The following is a 15,621-nucleotide window of genomic DNA, read 5'->3' on the forward strand; positions in this document are numbered from 1 at the left end:
TTACGCCGACCCCACTCATATACCTTCCCACAGCCCACGCCGATGCTCTTCATCCTCTTCACGCTCGATAGCGAACGCTACGTGATCGACGCGACGCAGGTGGAGCGTGTGATGCCGCTCACGCCGCAGTCGCCGCCGAAAACGATCCCGGGCGCGCCGTCGTGGGTCGCGGGCGTGCTCGAGCACGAAGGCGCGCCGTTGCCGGTGATCGATCTGCCGGCGCTCGCGCTCGGCCGTCCGGCGGCACAGCTGATGTCGACGCGTGTCGTGCTGGTGCGCTATCCGCACGCGGGTACGGTGCGCTTGCTCGCGCTCCTGCTTGAGGGCGCCACGCGCACCCTCCGCCTCGCCGTCGACGCATTTCATGATGCCGGCATCGACACGCCGCACGCGCGCTATCTGGGCCCGGTCGCGAGCGAGGCAGGCGGTCTGGTGCAGTGGATTCGCGTCGAGCATCTGCTGCCCGACGACGTTAAAGCCCTGCTGTTTCCCGAGGCGCACGCATGAACGCGCATCACGACAACACGCCGCTGTATCGACGCTTCGCCGATCTTCTGCATCGAACCATCGGGCTCGACGCAGCATCGCTCGGTCATAGCGCGATCGAACGTGCGGTCGATCAGCGCGCCGCCGCCTGGTGCGCGGACGGTCACGCCGGCGCCACGCTCGCCGACTACTGGGAAGCGGCGCACGCGTCGCCCGCCATGGTGCAGGCGCTGGTGGAAACGGTGGTGGTGCCGGAGACCTGGTTCTATCGCGACGCCGACGCGTTCAAAGCGCTTGCACGTCTTGCGCATGAACGTCTTGGCGAGCGCGGCACCGCCTTGCCGCTGCGGATTCTGAGCCTGCCCTGCTCGACCGGCGAAGAACCGTACACGATCGCGATGACGCTGCTCGACGCCGGCATCGACGCCGCGCACATGCGCATCGACGCGATGGATATCAGCGCGCGTTCGCTGGCCGTCGCGCAACGCGCCGTGTACGGCCGCAACTCGTTTCGCGGCAATGCGTTTCCATTCCGTGACGCGCACTTCGCACGCATCGAAGACGGCTGGCGTCTCGCGCCGCGCATCGTCGATGCGGTCCGGTTCTCGCGCGCCAATCTGATGCAACTCGACGCCACGACGCTCGGCGTCTACGACTTCGTGTTCTGTCGCAACGTGCTGATTTACTTCGACCGCGCGGCACAGGAGACGGCCCTGCATGCGCTCAACAGCGTGCTGGCCGAAAAAGGCACGCTGTTCGTCGGCCCGGCGGAAACCGGGCTGTTGATGCGTCATGGCATGCAGTCGGCGAAGATTCCCTTGGCGTTCGCGTTCCGCCGCGCCGCGGCCGATGACGCGCAAGCCAATGGCTGGCACACCGCGCCGCTCGCCACCGCCGCCGCGCTCGCGATGACCCATTCGCCGGTGCCCGCGCTCGCGCCGCTGCAAGTGTTCTCGGCGGAGCCTTTCGCGTGGCCTCCGCAAACGTCATTGAACGGCATTTCGCAACGCACGCCGACGCCATTCAAAGCCGCATCACCGTCGCGCGAGTTCACGTCACCCGACATCACCTCGCCGGCCAACGCCGCACGCGACACGCTGCAAGCCGCGCATGCATTGGCCGACGCGGGCCGTCTGACGGAAGCCGCGACCGCAATCAACGTTTATCTGGAACAGCACGCGCCGCACGCCGACGCCTTCTACCTGCTCGGCGTGCTGGCGGACGCCAGCGGCGATACGAACCTCGCACGCGGCCACTATCGCAAGGCGCTCTATCTCGACCCACAGCACACCGAAGCGCTCGCGCATCTGGCGACGCTGCTCGAACTCGAAGGCGATCGCAACGGCGCGCGTCTGTTGATGGAACGCGCGTCGCGCGCACAGGGAGCGCAACGTGGTTGAGGACCGCACGGTGACCTTCGACGATTGCTGGAACCGCATCGGCGTGCGCGGCGATTCGTCGTGCGAGCGGCTGGTCGAATACGTGCGCTGTCTGAATTGCCCGGTGTTCGAAGCGGCCGCGGCCGAATTGCTGGAGCGTCCGATTCCGCTCGTGGATCTCTCGCAGCTTGACGCCCGCATGCCGGCGCAACAGCAACGACACGACGCACAAGGTGCGAGCGAATCGTTCCTCATCTTCCGTATCGGCGGCGAATGGCTCGCGCTGCCTACACCGGTCTTCAAGCGCATCGTGCAGACACGGACGATTCATACGTTGCCGCACCGGCAGCATCGCGCGGTGCTGGGCGTGGTGAATGTGCAGGGCGACTTGCTGGTGTGTCTGTCGCTCGCGCATCTGCTGGGTTTCGAGACCGACGCTGCCGGGAGCGACGACAAAGCGCGTCACGATCTGCCACGTTTGCTGGTGGTCTCGCGCGCCGAAGAGCACGCGGTGTTTCCGGTCGATCAGGTCGACGGCGTGCATCGGATCGCGGTCTCCAGCTTTTGCCCGCCGCCCGCGACGCTCTCGCACGCGGCCGCCGCGCACACGCGCGCCGTTGCCCCGTGGCGCGGCGTGACGGTCGGCCTGCTCGACGCCGATGCCTTGTTCGATACCTTGAACCGGAGTCTCGGATGACGGACGACCCGCGCCGCCCGTCGTTGATCGATCTGTTCCGCGAGGAAGCGCGGACCCAGGCGCGTGTGCTCAACGACGGCCTGCTCGCGCTCGATCGCTCGCCACGCGATGCCGCCGCGCTCGAGGCCTGCATGCGCGCGGCGCATTCGCTGAAGGGCGCGGCGCGTATTGTCGGTGTGCAGGTTGGCGTCGAACTCGCGCATGCGATGGAAGATTGTTTTGTCGCGGCGCAGGAAGGGCGCGCGATGCTCGATGCTGCGTGGATCGATGAATTGCTGCGCGGTGTCGATATCGTTGCGCGCATCGGCAATGACGAGGACGAGTCGGCGCGTGATGCCGTCGGCGCGTGCGTGGCGTTGTTGCAAGCGCGGATGGCGGGCGTGGTGCCGCATGGCGCGGCAATGCGGCGGGATGCTGTGCAGCCGGCTGCTGATATTCCTGTCATGGATCCTGCCCCGGCTCGTGCTCGCGTCGCCGGCGGTGCACCCGCATCTGCACCCGACGTAGCCACCGGATCGCAAATCGCATCGGCCGGCGCGGGACACGACGCCGACGCCGCATTCAATCTGCTCGCCAACGCGCTGCGCGCAGAAGCGTCCCCCGCCTCGGCGGCGCCGGCAAGTCGGGCTGCAAGTGCGTCCGAGGCCGCCTCGGCGTCCACCGCCGCAACCGGTCCCGCAAGTGCCTCCGCATCCACCCCGAACGAAGCCAGCCCCACAGCAACCGACCCCGGCCGCATGCTGCGCGTACGCGCCGACAACCTCGACCGGCTGCTGTCCCTATCCGGCGAATCGCTGGTCGAGTCGCGCTGGCTCAAACCCTTCGCGCAATCCATGCTGCGCGTCAAACGCGTCCAACGTGACGGCTCGCGCGCGCTGGATCAGTTGCACGAAACGCTCGCCGACCTGAAGCTCGACCCGCGCGCACACGCCGCGCTCGAAGAATTGCGGCGCCTCACCGCGGAATCGCAACATCTGCTGGCCGAGCGTCTCGCCGATCTGGAGAGCTTCGACCGCCGCTCCACGCATCTTTCGCAGCAGCTCTACGACGCCGCACTGCAATGCCGGATGCGCCCCTTCGGCGACGGCACCAGCGGTCTCGCGCGCATGGTGCGCGACGTCGCGCGTTCGCTCGGCAAGAAGGTGCGCTGGCAACTGGTCGGCGAATCGACTCAGGTCGACCGCGACATCCTCGATCTGCTCGACGCGCCGCTCGGCCACCTGCTGCGCAACGCGATCGACCACGGCATCGAAGCCCCAGTCGACCGTCTCGCGCACGGCAAGCCCGAAGAGGCCACGCTCACGCTCGACGCGCGCCACACCGCCGGCGCGCTGGTCATCACCGTCACCGACGACGGCGCGGGTATCGACCTCGACGCATTGCGCACGTCGATTGTCCGCAAAAAGCTGGCGAGCGCTGAAACGGCCGCGCGCCTGTCCGAGGCTGAACTGCTCGAATTCCTGTTCCTGCCCGGCTTCTCCTTGCGCGATCAGGTCACCGAGGTCTCAGGCCGTGGTGTCGGACTCGACGCGGTCCACGACGTCGTCAAGCGCGTCCGCGGCACGGTGCGCATCACGCACGAACCCGGCATCGGCACGCGCGTGCAGTTGCAACTGCCGCTCACGCTCTCGGTGATCCGCAGCCTGCTCGTCGAAGTCGCGGGCGAGCCGTATGCAATGCCGCTCGCGCATGTGAACCGCACGCTGCACGTGCGCCGCGCGGAGATCGAATTGCTCGAAGGCCATCAGCACATTGCCTTCGACGGCCGCCGCATCGGCGTCGTCACCGCACATCAGATTCTCGACACCCCGCCGCCCGCCAACGAAGCCGATACCGTCAGCCTGATCGTGATCGGCGACGGTGCGCAAACCTTCGGCGTGGTGGTCGATCGCTTTCTCGGCGAACAGATGCTGGTGGTGCACCCGCTCGACCCGCGCCTTGGCAAGATCAGGAACATCACAGCCGGCGCGTTGATGGAAAACGGCGACCCGGTGCTGATCGCGGACATCGACGATTGGTTGCGCTCAGTCGAGAAGCTCGTCGCGGGCGGCGATCTACAGCACACGCAGCTCGGCGCCGCGCTCACGGCACAGCGCGCGATACGGCGCGTGCTGGTGGTCGACGATTCGCTCACCGTGCGTGAACTCGAACGCAAGCTGCTGGCGACGCGCGGCTACGACGTGACGATCGCCGTCGACGGCATGGACGGCTGGAACGCGGTGCGCGGCGAGCGCTTCGACCTCGTGATCACCGACATCGACATGCCGCGCATGGACGGCATCGAACTCGTCACGCTCATCAAGCGCGATCCGCAGTTGCAGTCGCTGCCGGTGATGATCGTCTCGTACAAGGATCGTGAAGAAGACCGCCGCGCCGGCTTGAACGCGGGCGCGGATTATTATCTGGCGAAAGGCAGTTTCCACGACGAAGCATTGCTTGATGCAGTGCGTGATCTGATCGGCGAAGCTTACGGTTAAACCTACGGGTAGAACGGATGAAAATCGGAATCGTCAATGACCTGCCGCTCGCCGTCGAGGCGCTGCGCCGCGCGCTGGCCGCGCGCCAGGACTACGAGGTGCTGTGGGTCGCACAGGACGGCCAGCAGGCGGTCGATTTCTGCGCCGCGCAGCGGCCCGATATCGTGCTGATGGATCTCGTGATGCCGAACGTCGACGGGATCGAGGCCACGCGCCGCATCATGGCCAAGGCGCCGTGCGCGATCCTGATCGTGACCGTCGACGTGGGCGCGAACGCGTGGCGCGTCTACGAAGCGATGGGCGCGGGCGCGCTCGATGCGGTGGATACGCCGTCGCTGAGCGGGCCGGATGCGCACAGGAGCATTGCCACCCTGATCGCGAAGATCGACCACGTCGCCGCGCTGGTCAAGGAGCGTAATGTGTCAGGCTCCGTGGCGCCGGCAGGACCGGTCAGCGTGACGAGTCGCGACACGCCGCTGGTTGCGATCGGCGCTTCGGCGGGCGGCCCGGCGGCACTCGCCACGCTGCTCGCCGGCTTGCCGAAGGATTTTCCGGCAGCCATCGTGATCGTCCAGCACGTCGACGCGGCATTCGCCGCCGGCATGGCCGACTGGCTAAACCAGCAGTCGGCGCTGCCGGTGCGGATCGCCATCGAAGGCGACCGGCCTCAGGCGGGCGTCGCGCTGCTCGCCGCCACCGACGATCATCTGCACCTGAAGCTGCCCAATGTGCTCGGCTACACGAGCGTGCCGGCCGAGACGCCGTACCGGCCTTCCGTCGACGTGTTTTTTCAGAGTGTCGTGGCACGCTGGCCGGCACGGGCGATCGGCGTGCTGCTGACCGGTATGGGCCGCGACGGCGCGATCGGCCTCAAGGCGATGCGCACCAAGGGCTATCACACGATCGCTCAGGACCAGGCGACCAGCGCCGTGTACGGCATGCCGAAGGCGGCCGCGGCGCTCGATGCCGCCGCCGCGATCCTGCCGCTGCCCCGGATTGCCGCCGCGCTGGCCAGCGCCGTGGATTCACGTTAGCGCCCGACAGGCGCACACTAACCGCAGGTCGATCGAACCTTAGCTCGCTACGACTTACTGACATTTATTCTGGCTGACCAACATGGACACTTCCAAACCGCAACAGAACGCCACCGCGCCGGACCTCGCGACACGCGACGCGAACGCGCAGGCGTACGCGGAGGACGCGCCAAATAGCGCCATCGATGACGCGTTGGCGCGCATCCTCGGCAATCCGCCCGCGGCCGAGTGCCCGATCATGGTGCTGCTGGTCGACGATCAGGCGATCATCGCCGAAGCGATCCGTCAGGCGCTCGCCGATGAAGAGAGCGTCGATTTCCACTACTGCGCGTCGCCCGAAGAGGCCGTGCAGTGCGCCGCGGAAACCCGTGCCACGGTGATCCTGCAAGACCTCGTGATGCCCGGCACCGACGGCCTCACGCTCGTGCGGCAATACCGGCAGAATCCGGCCACGCGCGATATTCCGATCATCGTGCTGTCGACCAAAGAAGAGCCACTGGTGAAAAGCGCGGCCTTCGCTGCGGGCGCGAACGACTATCTGGTAAAGCTGCCGGATCGCATCGAGTTGATCGCGCGGATCCGCTATCACTCGCGCTCGTATCTGAATCTGCTGCAGCGTGACGAGGCTTATCGGGCGCTGCGCCAATCGCAACAGCAGTTGCTCGCAACCAATCTGGAACTGCAGCGGCTCACGCATTCGGACGGCTTGACGGGCTTGTCGAACCGCCGCTATCTCGATCAGTACCTTGCCGCTGAATGGCGTCGCGGCACGCGCGACAAGTCCGGCCTCGGCTTCCTGATGATCGACGTGGATAACTTCAAGGCCTACAACGACACCTATGGGCACGTCGCCGGCGACGAAGTGCTGAAACAGGTCGCGCACACCGTCGAGTCGTGCCTCGGACGTTCGTCCGATCTTGCGGCGCGGTTTGGCGGTGAAGAGTTCGCTGTGGTGTTGCCGGGGGCGTCGTCGGGCGGCTTGCGGCTGCTCGCTGAAAAAATCCGCATTGCTATCGAGGCGCTCGGCATTCCGCATGCAGGCTCGGCGAGCGGTGTCGTGACGATCAGCATCGGTGCGGCGATGATCGTGCCGTCCGCCACGGAGCCGGTGACGACACTGATCGAAGCCGCCGACGTCGGACTGTATCGGGCCAAGCGGGATGGCAAGAATCAGGTGGCGGTGAGCGGCTGAACTTTTTTTGCGCCGTGGTTAAAGCGCAGCTGAATGAAAACGCGCCCGGGCAAGCTGCCGGGCGCGTTTTTATTTGAAGCGGCGCTGGTTCATGAGCGCTGCGTACTTCACTAGCATTGCCACGAAGCAGCGCCTACGGGCACATCACCGCGATACTTGCTGCGCGCTTCGGTGAGCACGCTTGTATCAATAGCGCCCTCGTCCACTAGCGCCTTCAACGCCGCGATCGCGATTGCCTTGCGGTCCACTTCGAAGAACTCGCGCAACGCCTGACGCGTGTCGCTGCGTCCGAATCCGTCGGTGCCGAGCGTTACATAGCGGCGCGGCACGTAGGCACGGATCAGTTCCGGCACTGCGCGGACGTAGTCGGTCGCGGCGATGATCGGGCCTTCCGATACCTCAAGCGCTTTCGTCACGTATGGCGCTTCTGTCGCCTCGCCAAGACGCGCGCTTCTCTCCGACGTCATCCCATCACGCTGCAATTCGGTGAAGCTCGTCACGCTCCATACGGCGGCGTCGATCTGCCAATCATCCTTGAGCAGTTGCTGCGCGGCGATGACTTCACCGAGGATCGCGCCCGCGCCGAGCAACTGCACTTGCGCAGTGTTCCGCGTCTCTGTGGTGAGCGGATAAATGCCCTTAAGAATGCCCTCACGCAGCGTCTTCAATTCGCCGCCCGGCACCGACGGCTGCGCATAGTTCTCGTTCATCACCGTCACGTAATAGAACACGTCGCGTTGCGCTTCGACCATCTCGCGCATGCCCTCGTCGACGATCGCGGCAAGCTCATAAGCGAACGCCGGATCGTAGGCGCGGCAATTCGGAATCGTCGATGCCGCCAGATGGCTCGTGCCGTCCTGATGCTGCAAGCCTTCGCCGCCAAGCGTCGTCTTGCCCGACGTCGCGCCGATCAGAAAACCTCTCGCGCGTTGATCCGCTGCCGCCCAGATCAGATCGCCGATGCGCTGAAAGCCGAACATCGAGTAGTAGATATAGAACGGCAGCATCGGCAGGTCATGCACGCTGTACGAAGTCGCCGCCGCGATCCACGACGACACCGCGCCCGCCTCCGAAATGCCTTCTTCGAGAATCTGCCCCTTGGTGTCCTCGCGGTAGTACAGCATCGAGCCCAGGTCTTCCGGCTCATACAGCTGCCCAAGCGGCGAATAGATGCCGACCTGGCGGAACATGTTGGCCATGCCGAAGGTGCGTGCTTCATCGGCGACGATCGGCACCACGCGCGGGCCGACTTCGCGGTCCTTGAGCAGCGCGGTCAGCATGCGGACCAACGCCATCGTCGTGGACATCTCGCGGCCATTCGAATCCAGCGCGAATTGCCCCCAGGAGGACATCGGCGGGACGATCAGCCCCGTCGATGCAACTCTCCGCCTTCTGGGCAGATAGCCTCCCAACGCAGCCCGGCGCGCATGCAGGTATTGCATCTCCGGGCTGTCATCCGCAGGTTTGTAAAACTTCACCTGTTCGACGTCGTCATCCGTCAGCGGCAAACGGAAGCGGTCGCGAAACGCCTTCAGGTCTTCGAAGCCGAGTTTCTTCTGCTGATGGGTAGTCATGCGGCCCTGGCCTGTCGTGCCCATGCCGAAGCCCTTCATCGTCTTCGCGAGAATCACCGTTGGCTGGCCGCGATGCGCGAGCGCTTTCGCATACGCCGCGTGCAGCTTGCGCACGTCGTGGCCGCCGCGACGCAGGCGGTCGATGTCGTCGTCGCTCAACTGCGCCGCGAGTGCCGCCAACTCCGGGGTCTGGCCGAAGAAGCGCTCGCGGTTGTAGGCGCCGTCGTTGGCCGAGAAAGTCTGGAACTGGCCGTCGACGGTGTGCGCGAACGCGCGCAGCAACGCCCCGCTGCGGTCGCGCGAAAACAGCGCGTCCCAGTCCGAGCCCCACACCACCTTGATCACGTTCCAGCCGGCGCCGATGAAATGCGCCTCGAGTTCGTCGATGATGCGGCCGTTGCTGCGCACCGGGCCGTCCAGGCGCTGCAGATTGCAGTTGATCACGAACACGAGGTTATCGAGCCCTTCGCGCGCCGCGAGCGACAGCGCGCCGGTCGATTCCGGCTCGTCCATTTCACCGTCGCCGAAAAAGCCCCACACCTTGCGGCCATCGGTCTGCGCGAGGCCGCGGTTGGCGAGGTAGCGCATGAAGCGCGCCTGGTAAATCGCGTTGATCGGGCCGATGCCCATCGAGCCGGTTGGAAACTGCCAGAAGTCCGGCATCAGCCACGGATGCGGATACGAGCACAACCCCGGTCCGCCGATTTCGCGACGGTAATGCTGCAGGTGCTGCTCGGTCAAAAAGCCTTCGAGGTAAGCCCGCGCGTACACGCCGGGCGACGAATGCGGCTGGAAGTACACGAGATCGCCCGTGCCCTCCTCGCCACTGGGCGCCGCAGCGCGGAAGAAATGATTGAAGCCGACCTCGAACAGATCCGCCGCCGACGCGTAACTTGCAATGTGGCCGCCGAGTTCGCCATAAGCCTGGTTTGCACGCACCACCATCGCGAGTGCATTCCAGCGCAGCGCGCCGGCAAGACGCTCTTCGAGTTCGAGATTGCCCGGATAACGCGGCTGCTGCTCGAACGGGATCGTGTTCTGGTACGGCGTGACATTGGTCCGTGCCGATTCGACACCCAGCGACAGCGCATGCCCCGCGAGCTTGTCGAACAGGAACTGCGCGCGATCACGGCCGACATGCGCGACGACTGCATCGAGCGCGTCCAGCCACTCGGCGGTTTCCTGCGGGTCGGTATCTTCGCGCTCAGCACGTTCAGCGCGCGGAAGATCCAAAGACCGCAACTGCTCGCTACCACTGGACAAATCCGTCATGGCACCACTCCGTATCGACGCATTCGGTTCAAGATTGAATGAGTCAATGGTACCCATGTGGTCACAAAATGAGCCTCTCATTTGCTTGTCATCGCGCGCTGCGATAGGCTATTTATTCCGGATTTCGCGCCTGCCACGGAATATTTCATCTATGACTACGCCTCCCAGACGACTCGACCGTATCGACATCGGTATCCTGAGCCAGTTGCAGCAGAACGCGCGCATCACCAATGCGGATCTCGCCCGCTCGGTGAATCTGTCGCCCACCCCTTGTTTCAATCGCGTGCGTGCTTTAGAAAAGCTGGGTCTGTTCAAGCAGCAGGTCACGTTGCTGAACCCGGAACCGCTCGGGCTGCGCATCAACGTGTTCATTCAGGTGAGTCTGGAGAAACAGGTGGAAGACGCGCTGCTGCGTTTCGAGCAGGCGATTTCGGAGCGCCCCGAGGTGATGGAGTGCTATCTCATGACGGGCGACGCCGACTATCTGCTGCGCGTGGTGATGCCGGATATGCAGACGCTGGAGCGCTTCATCGTCGATCATCTGACGAAAATTCCGGGCATTTCCAATATTCGTTCGAGCTTTGCGCTCAAGCAGGTGCGCTACAAGACGGCGTTGCCGCTGCCGTCGTCGGGACTGACGCTGGTCGATCCCGACGACGTGGCGACGGATTGGCGGTAAGCAGTCGTTAGGCTGCACCAGGCGGTGCGCCGACCGCCCGTCAAGCTTCTGCTTACGCTGCCGTATAACGCGCAGCCGGCAGCTTGTGCGACAGGTTCGGCCCCAGGTGCTGGCGAGCGGTGTTGAAGCGCTCCCAATCGGCGGCCTCCGGCAAGGACGGAATCGTCACCAGTTCGCCTTGATCCAGGCCGACGAGCGCGGCGTCCACCATGTCTTCGGCGGTCATCACGATCTGCGTGGGCAGATGCTCGACCGCCAGACCCGCGCGGTCCCAGAACGCGGTGCTCGTGGCGCCCGGCAGGACAGCCTGAAGCTGCACGCCCTTCCCGCCCACTTCATGATGCAGCGACTGCGTCAGGTTCAACACATAAGCCTTGGTGCCGCTATAGGTGCCGTTCAGCAACTCCGGCGACAGCGCGACGATCGACGAGATATTGATCAGGACCCCGTTGCCCCGCTCCACGAAAGCCGGCACGACCGCCGCCGTCAGGCGCGTCAGCGCCGTCACGTTCAGGTCGATCATGAGTTCGAGCTGATCCACGTCCGAGTCGATCAGCGGAGCCGTCGCGCCGACGCCCGCGTTGTTGACCAGCATCGTGATGTTGCGGTCGCTCCGCAGACGCTCTTCGATCCGGCGCGTGTCGGCTTTGTCGGTGAGATCGGCGGCCACGATATCGATGTGCCGGCCGGTTTCGCTGGCGAGGCGCTCGGCCACGCCGGTGAGGCGCTTGACGTCGCGTGCCACCAGAATCAGGTCGTAACCGCGCCGCGCCAGACGGTCCGCATACACCGCGCCGATGCCCGACGATGCGCCCGTGATCAATGCCGTACCCTTGTTTGCTTGCGTTGCCATGTGAAGCTCTCCTTGCGGGCTTTGCGCGTCACGCCTGAGCCCTGATCGATGAAAGGGGAAAAACCTGGTGCCACCGCCGCCCTACCGTCTGGTGGGCGACGCGGTGTTGACGAGTGAAGTCTAGGCGCGTAGCCTGCTGTCTCAAATGTCGTATTTACCTCGTTTTGGGACATTGTGATGAAACGCATTGGCGTGGTGGTTTTCCCCGGCTTCCAGATCCTCGATATGGTGGCGATTTCCGTGTTCGAGCTGGCGAACCTCGAGGCCGGACAGCCGGAGTACGCAGTGGAAGTCATCTCCGAACAGGGCGGGATGGTGCGCAGTTCGTCGGGCGTCGAGATCGCAACGCAGCCGTTCGGCGATCCGGCGTATGACACGGTGGTGGTAACGGGCTCGATGCAGATCGAGCCGTCGTCGCCGGCGTTGCTGACGTTTTTGAACGACGCGCTCCCCGCCTCGCGCCGCACCACCAGTATCTGCACCGGCGCCTTCGTGCTGGCCGAAGCCGGCATTCTCGACGGCCGGCACGCCACGACCCACTGGTACCACGCCCGCGACTTGCAGCAGCGCTTTCCCGATACCCGTATCGACGACGATCGGATTTTCATCGTCGACGGCTCGGTGTGGACCTCCGCCGGCATGACGGCATGCATCGATATGTGTCTGGCGCTGGTCGAAAGCGATCTCGGCGTCGAGGTCTCGCGCGCCATCGCCAAGAAGCTCGTGGTCTATCACCGGCGCACCGGCGGCCAGTCGCAGTTCTCGGCCATGCTCGATCTGGAGCCGAAATCCGATCGCATTCAGGACGTGTTGTCGTACGCCAAAAACCATCTGCGCGAGCCGTTGACGGTCGAACAGCTTGCCGACATCGCGCATCTGAGCCCGCGCCAGTTCAGCCGCGCGTTTCGCGACGAAACGCGCCAATCGCCGGCCAGGGCCATCGAGGCGCTGCGCGTGGAAGCCGCCCGCACCATGCTCGAAGCGGGCCGTCACTCGATGGAAGCGGTCGCCGCCGAAACCGGCTTCCTCGATACTGAACGGATGCGGCGCGCCTTTCTGCGTGCGTTCGGCCAGCCGCCGCAGGCAATCAAACGCGCAGCACGCGCTTTGTAATAGATGTGGTGGAGAATATCGCCGACAGCAGCTCCATCTTGATACCCACGGCAATGACGAGGACGCGTGATGACCTACGACGACAGCAATCCCTTCGCGAAAATTCTGCGCGGCGAACTACCCTGCATCAAAGTGGCGGAAAGCGATGCAGCGCTGGCCTTCATGGACCTGATGCCGCAAGCCGACGGGCACGTGCTGGTCGTGCCGAAGGAAGCGGCGGTTGAAATTTTCGACTTGTCGGATGCATCGACTGTGGCCTGCATGCGCATGGCGCAGAAGCTCGCCATCGCCATTCGCGCGGCACTGCGCCCGGACGGCGTGTTCATCGGACAATTCAACGGCGCCGCGGCGGGACAAACGGTGCCGCACGTGCATTTTCACGTGATCCCGCGTTGGGAAGGACAACCACTACATATGCATGCACGCGAGGTCGCCGACGCAGCCACGCTCGAAGCGCTGGCCAAGCGCATTCGCGATCATTGGCGCGCTCACTGATACGGAAGGAACCGTTGAAGACCGCAGGTCACGCCCCGTAATATGTGTAAAAGCCGGTGAAACCAGCGCTATGGGCCGTACGGCTAGACTGGTGGCTGCCTTGTACCACAAGGCATTGAGTGTGGATCTCTTTTCAGCCTGCCCGAAAACGGCAGGCTTTTTTTATTGCCGCGCCCATCCGCAAAGCGCCCTCGCCTCGCAACGACGCTCGCAGCGCGATGAGCCACGCAACCCACTGAAAAGCTTCAAAGCCGATGATGCCGCGTGCGCCGCAGCGGATGCCGCCAGTCACGGCGCGGTTTCACAGGCTCGAGATGCATGTCGTGTAGATGCCGATGTTCCTGCCACAATTCGTCGGAGAAAAGAAACGCGACGATAAGCAGCGGGATGACCAGAAAGGCGCCTAATATCAAGTGCTCGATCACGGTAGCCTCCATCGCAAGAGCATGATTTCATTGTAGAGCACCGTATGGACCCGCATGGTGCCAAGCCCCTCACATAGTCGCGATAACCGGCCTGCGACAACGCGACGCCCCGCCGTCGCCGAACCCGCGCGGCGCCTCGCGCTTTGCAAGAACGACCCGCGCAGAGCCGAGGCGTTGCAAGAACTCCCCACGCCGGGCCCTGACTAACAGGAAACGCAACCTGAGCGCTGACGCGAACTTGCGCACTCAAACCAATAATTCTCAAGGGGAATCCAATGATTATTGAACGCAGCAGCGAACTGACGCTCCGCCCGCTCGAACGCACTGATCTGCGTTTCGTTCACGAAGTGAACAACAACGCAAAAATCATGCGTTACTGGTTCGAAGAGCCCTATGAAACGTTCTCCGAACTGACCCAACTGTACGACCAGCACGTGCACGATCTGCGCGAGCGCCGCTTCGTGGCGATCGACAATGAAGGCCAAACCGTCGGCGTCGTTGAATTGATCGAGCTGGACTACATTCACCGGCGCGGTGAGTTCCAGATCATCATCGCGCCGCACGCGCAGGGCCGCGGCTACGCCACGGTCGCCACCCAGCTTGCAATCGACTACGCGTTTTCGGTGCTGAATCTGCGCAAGGTCTATCTGATCGTCGACAAGTCGAATACCGCAGCCATCCACGTCTATGAGAAGTGCGGTTTCCGGCATGAGGCCGAGTTGATCGAGGAGTTTTTTGGCAATGGCAGTTATCACAATGCGTTACGCATGTGCATGTTCCAGTCCGAGTTCTTCAAGATCAATCAGCACCTCGGGTGACCTCGACCTGCATCGTCGAGGCACGCCATGCGGCGGCGCCTCGCGTACCTGGCACCTTTTATCTTCTGCACGTACACCGTTATTTCGCGATTTTTGATTAGTCGGGTGAATGACTTTGTGTGCGACGCACCAAGTGCATTCGATAATTGTATTAATTCACTTAATTAGAGCCCCGCGTTTACGTGAATACGTTCCGCAAAGCTTTACTGGTTAAAGCGGCGCGTCTCATCCGTCCTTTAGTTATCCGTTGCAATCCCCTCTGTTTAAGCAGCCGTTCAAGGTTCAAGCAGGTGCGACCGGGGGTGCGACAATTCGTCACTGTTGCGACCGCACACAAGATGTGCTTGTCGTTCTTGCGCGTTCTCCTAAAGTGCAAGATGCGGGTTCGACGTTAAAGTTAAATACATAGCTAACCTGAGTATTCAACCCGCACCGGAGGAAAATATGAAAATGCGAATCGCCCTTGTTTTCGCCATTGCGGGTTTGGCTGCCGCTTCTGTGCAAGCGCAAGACATGATGGTCAAGCCACAGCAAACCATCCAGTTCAAAGCCAACGCGTATGGCTGCCTGTCGAAGGATAAGCTCGACGCCGCCGATCAACATGCGCAAGCTGGTGAACAGCAAAAGATGCAGGAATTCTTCTCCGGGTATCAGTGCGTTTCCACCCCGGAAAATTCGAGTTTCCGCGTAGTGCGCGTGGTCGGCCACGACGTGGAGTTTGTGAATTCCGCCAATAGTGATACGCAAGGCCTATGGGCAAACGATCGATTCATCAAACAATAAGCTAAACACCGACGCTCCGGCGGAATGCCGGGGTTTGATTTTGTGCCAACAATCTCCGGCTTAAAAACCTGAGATTGTGAACCTGTGAGTTAAAAATCGGCTGGGCATTGAAATGTCCGGCCGATTTTATTTCCGCTCGCATTTCTGTGATGTGATGCGCGTTAAAAAAGCCGATGCGGCGTTTCGACCCGCATCGGCAGTACGCCTTCTCGCAAAGCGCAGGAACAACCCTTAACCATTCAAACGGCGATCAATGCGAATCGCGCGGCACCGGCGCGCCGCTCGATCCCACCAGAAAGTCCAGATCCGCGCCCTGGTCGGCTTGCAGCACGTGTTCGACGTAA

General features: G+C 63.4%; 14 protein-coding genes. 11 read left to right on the top strand and 3 right to left on the bottom strand.

Translation table 11 applies throughout. The annotated features are described in order from the left end of the window. Positions 1-42: 42 nt before the first annotated feature. From PQR53_RS37600 to PQR53_RS37625, 6 genes are all read left to right on the top strand, one after another. Complete coding sequence (locus PQR53_RS37600; RefSeq protein WP_408465469.1) at positions 43-507, top strand: chemotaxis protein CheW; 465 nt, start codon at positions 43-45, stop codon at positions 505-507. Then, entirely contained in the window at positions 504-1,886 is a 1,383-nt protein-coding gene (locus PQR53_RS37605; protein ID WP_408465471.1) for a CheR family methyltransferase, read from the top strand. The genes PQR53_RS37600 and PQR53_RS37605 overlap by 4 nt, the downstream gene beginning before the upstream one ends. After that, the gene (locus tag PQR53_RS37610; protein ID WP_408465473.1) at positions 1,879-2,562 is read left to right on the top strand and encodes a chemotaxis protein CheW; all 684 of its coding nucleotides are present in this window, start codon (positions 1,879-1,881) and stop codon (positions 2,560-2,562) included. Before PQR53_RS37605 ends, PQR53_RS37610 begins: the two co-directional genes overlap by 8 nt. Further along, positions 2,559-5,039, top strand: a complete 2,481-nt coding sequence (locus PQR53_RS37615; RefSeq protein ID WP_408465475.1) for a hybrid sensor histidine kinase/response regulator — start codon at positions 2,559-2,561, stop codon at positions 5,037-5,039. Before PQR53_RS37610 ends, PQR53_RS37615 begins: the two co-directional genes overlap by 4 nt. A gap of 17 nt (positions 5,040-5,056) precedes the next feature. Further along, entirely contained in the window at positions 5,057-6,073 is a 1,017-nt protein-coding gene (locus PQR53_RS37620) for a chemotaxis response regulator protein-glutamate methylesterase (RefSeq protein WP_408465477.1), read from the top strand. Positions 6,074-6,155: 82 nt separating this feature from the next. Then, positions 6,156-7,265 (top strand): diguanylate cyclase, encoded by a 1,110-nt coding sequence (locus PQR53_RS37625; protein WP_408465479.1) that lies wholly within the window; start codon positions 6,156-6,158, stop codon positions 7,263-7,265. Positions 7,266-7,375: 110 nt separating this feature from the next. On the opposite strand, the gene mdeB is transcribed toward PQR53_RS37625, so the two are convergent. Continuing rightward, positions 7,376-10,111, bottom strand: a complete 2,736-nt coding sequence (gene mdeB / locus PQR53_RS37630; RefSeq protein WP_408465481.1) for an alpha-ketoglutarate dehydrogenase — start codon at positions 10,109-10,111, stop codon at positions 7,376-7,378. Between the two features lie 151 nt (positions 10,112-10,262). On the opposite strand from mdeB, the gene PQR53_RS37635 reads away from it, so the two are divergent. Continuing rightward, positions 10,263-10,790: an Lrp/AsnC family transcriptional regulator gene (locus tag PQR53_RS37635; protein WP_179735367.1), complete on the top strand. Its 528-nt coding sequence runs from the start codon at positions 10,263-10,265 to the stop codon at positions 10,788-10,790. A gap of 52 nt (positions 10,791-10,842) precedes the next feature. On the opposite strand, the gene PQR53_RS37640 is transcribed toward PQR53_RS37635, so the two are convergent. Next, a complete protein-coding gene (locus PQR53_RS37640) occupies positions 10,843-11,643 on the bottom strand; it encodes an SDR family NAD(P)-dependent oxidoreductase (protein ID WP_408465483.1) in 801 nt (266 codons plus the stop codon). Between the two features lie 177 nt (positions 11,644-11,820). On the opposite strand from PQR53_RS37640, the gene PQR53_RS37645 reads away from it, so the two are divergent. Together PQR53_RS37645 and PQR53_RS37650 are read left to right on the top strand one after the other, a co-directional pair. Then, positions 11,821-12,756, top strand: coding sequence for a GlxA family transcriptional regulator (locus PQR53_RS37645; protein ID WP_408465485.1), 936 nt, complete (start codon positions 11,821-11,823; stop codon positions 12,754-12,756). A gap of 69 nt (positions 12,757-12,825) precedes the next feature. Next, positions 12,826-13,251, top strand: coding sequence for an HIT family protein (locus PQR53_RS37650; protein ID WP_408465487.1), 426 nt, complete (start codon positions 12,826-12,828; stop codon positions 13,249-13,251). A gap of 245 nt (positions 13,252-13,496) precedes the next feature. Here the strand turns inward: PQR53_RS37650 and PQR53_RS37655 are convergent, their stop codons facing one another. Further along, positions 13,497-13,676 (bottom strand): hypothetical protein, encoded by a 180-nt coding sequence (locus PQR53_RS37655; protein ID WP_408465489.1) that lies wholly within the window; start codon positions 13,674-13,676, stop codon positions 13,497-13,499. 275 nt (positions 13,677-13,951) lie between these two features. Between PQR53_RS37655 and speG the strand changes: the two genes are divergently transcribed. Continuing rightward, the gene (gene speG / locus PQR53_RS37660; RefSeq protein WP_408465491.1) at positions 13,952-14,494 is read left to right on the top strand and encodes a spermidine N1-acetyltransferase; all 543 of its coding nucleotides are present in this window, start codon (positions 13,952-13,954) and stop codon (positions 14,492-14,494) included. 444 nt (positions 14,495-14,938) lie between these two features. After that, on the top strand, positions 14,939-15,277 hold the full coding sequence (sap1, locus tag PQR53_RS37665) for a surface attachment protein Sap1 (RefSeq protein ID WP_408465493.1): 339 nt from the start codon (positions 14,939-14,941) through the stop codon (positions 15,275-15,277). The last annotated feature ends 344 nt before the right edge of the window (positions 15,278-15,621 follow it).

It is taken from the genome of Paraburkholderia fungorum (genome assembly GCF_046027605.1).
Lineage (GTDB): Bacteria > Pseudomonadota > Gammaproteobacteria > Burkholderiales > Burkholderiaceae > Paraburkholderia > Paraburkholderia fungorum_F.

What these genes read in the sequence shown, in the direction of transcription:
- PQR53_RS37600 (WP_408465469.1), top strand. Translation starts at nt 43, where the DNA reads ATGCTCTTCATCCTCTTCACGCTCGATAGCGAACGCTACGTGATCGAC.
- PQR53_RS37605 (WP_408465471.1), top strand. Translation starts at nt 504, where the DNA reads ATGAACGCGCATCACGACAACACGCCGCTGTATCGACGCTTCGCCGAT.
- PQR53_RS37615 (WP_408465475.1), top strand. Translation starts at nt 2,559, where the DNA reads ATGACGGACGACCCGCGCCGCCCGTCGTTGATCGATCTGTTCCGCGAG.
- PQR53_RS37620 (WP_408465477.1), top strand. Translation starts at nt 5,057, where the DNA reads ATGAAAATCGGAATCGTCAATGACCTGCCGCTCGCCGTCGAGGCGCTG.
- PQR53_RS37625 (WP_408465479.1), top strand. Translation starts at nt 6,156, where the DNA reads ATGGACACTTCCAAACCGCAACAGAACGCCACCGCGCCGGACCTCGCG.
- mdeB (WP_408465481.1), bottom strand. Translation starts at nt 10,111, where the DNA reads ATGACGGATTTGTCCAGTGGTAGCGAGCAGTTGCGGTCTTTGGATCTT.
- PQR53_RS37635 (WP_179735367.1), top strand. Translation starts at nt 10,263, where the DNA reads ATGACTACGCCTCCCAGACGACTCGACCGTATCGACATCGGTATCCTG.
- PQR53_RS37640 (WP_408465483.1), bottom strand. Translation starts at nt 11,643, where the DNA reads ATGGCAACGCAAGCAAACAAGGGTACGGCATTGATCACGGGCGCATCG.
- PQR53_RS37645 (WP_408465485.1), top strand. Translation starts at nt 11,821, where the DNA reads ATGAAACGCATTGGCGTGGTGGTTTTCCCCGGCTTCCAGATCCTCGAT.
- PQR53_RS37650 (WP_408465487.1), top strand. Translation starts at nt 12,826, where the DNA reads ATGACCTACGACGACAGCAATCCCTTCGCGAAAATTCTGCGCGGCGAA.
- speG (WP_408465491.1), top strand. Translation starts at nt 13,952, where the DNA reads ATGATTATTGAACGCAGCAGCGAACTGACGCTCCGCCCGCTCGAACGC.
- sap1 (WP_408465493.1), top strand. Translation starts at nt 14,939, where the DNA reads ATGAAAATGCGAATCGCCCTTGTTTTCGCCATTGCGGGTTTGGCTGCC.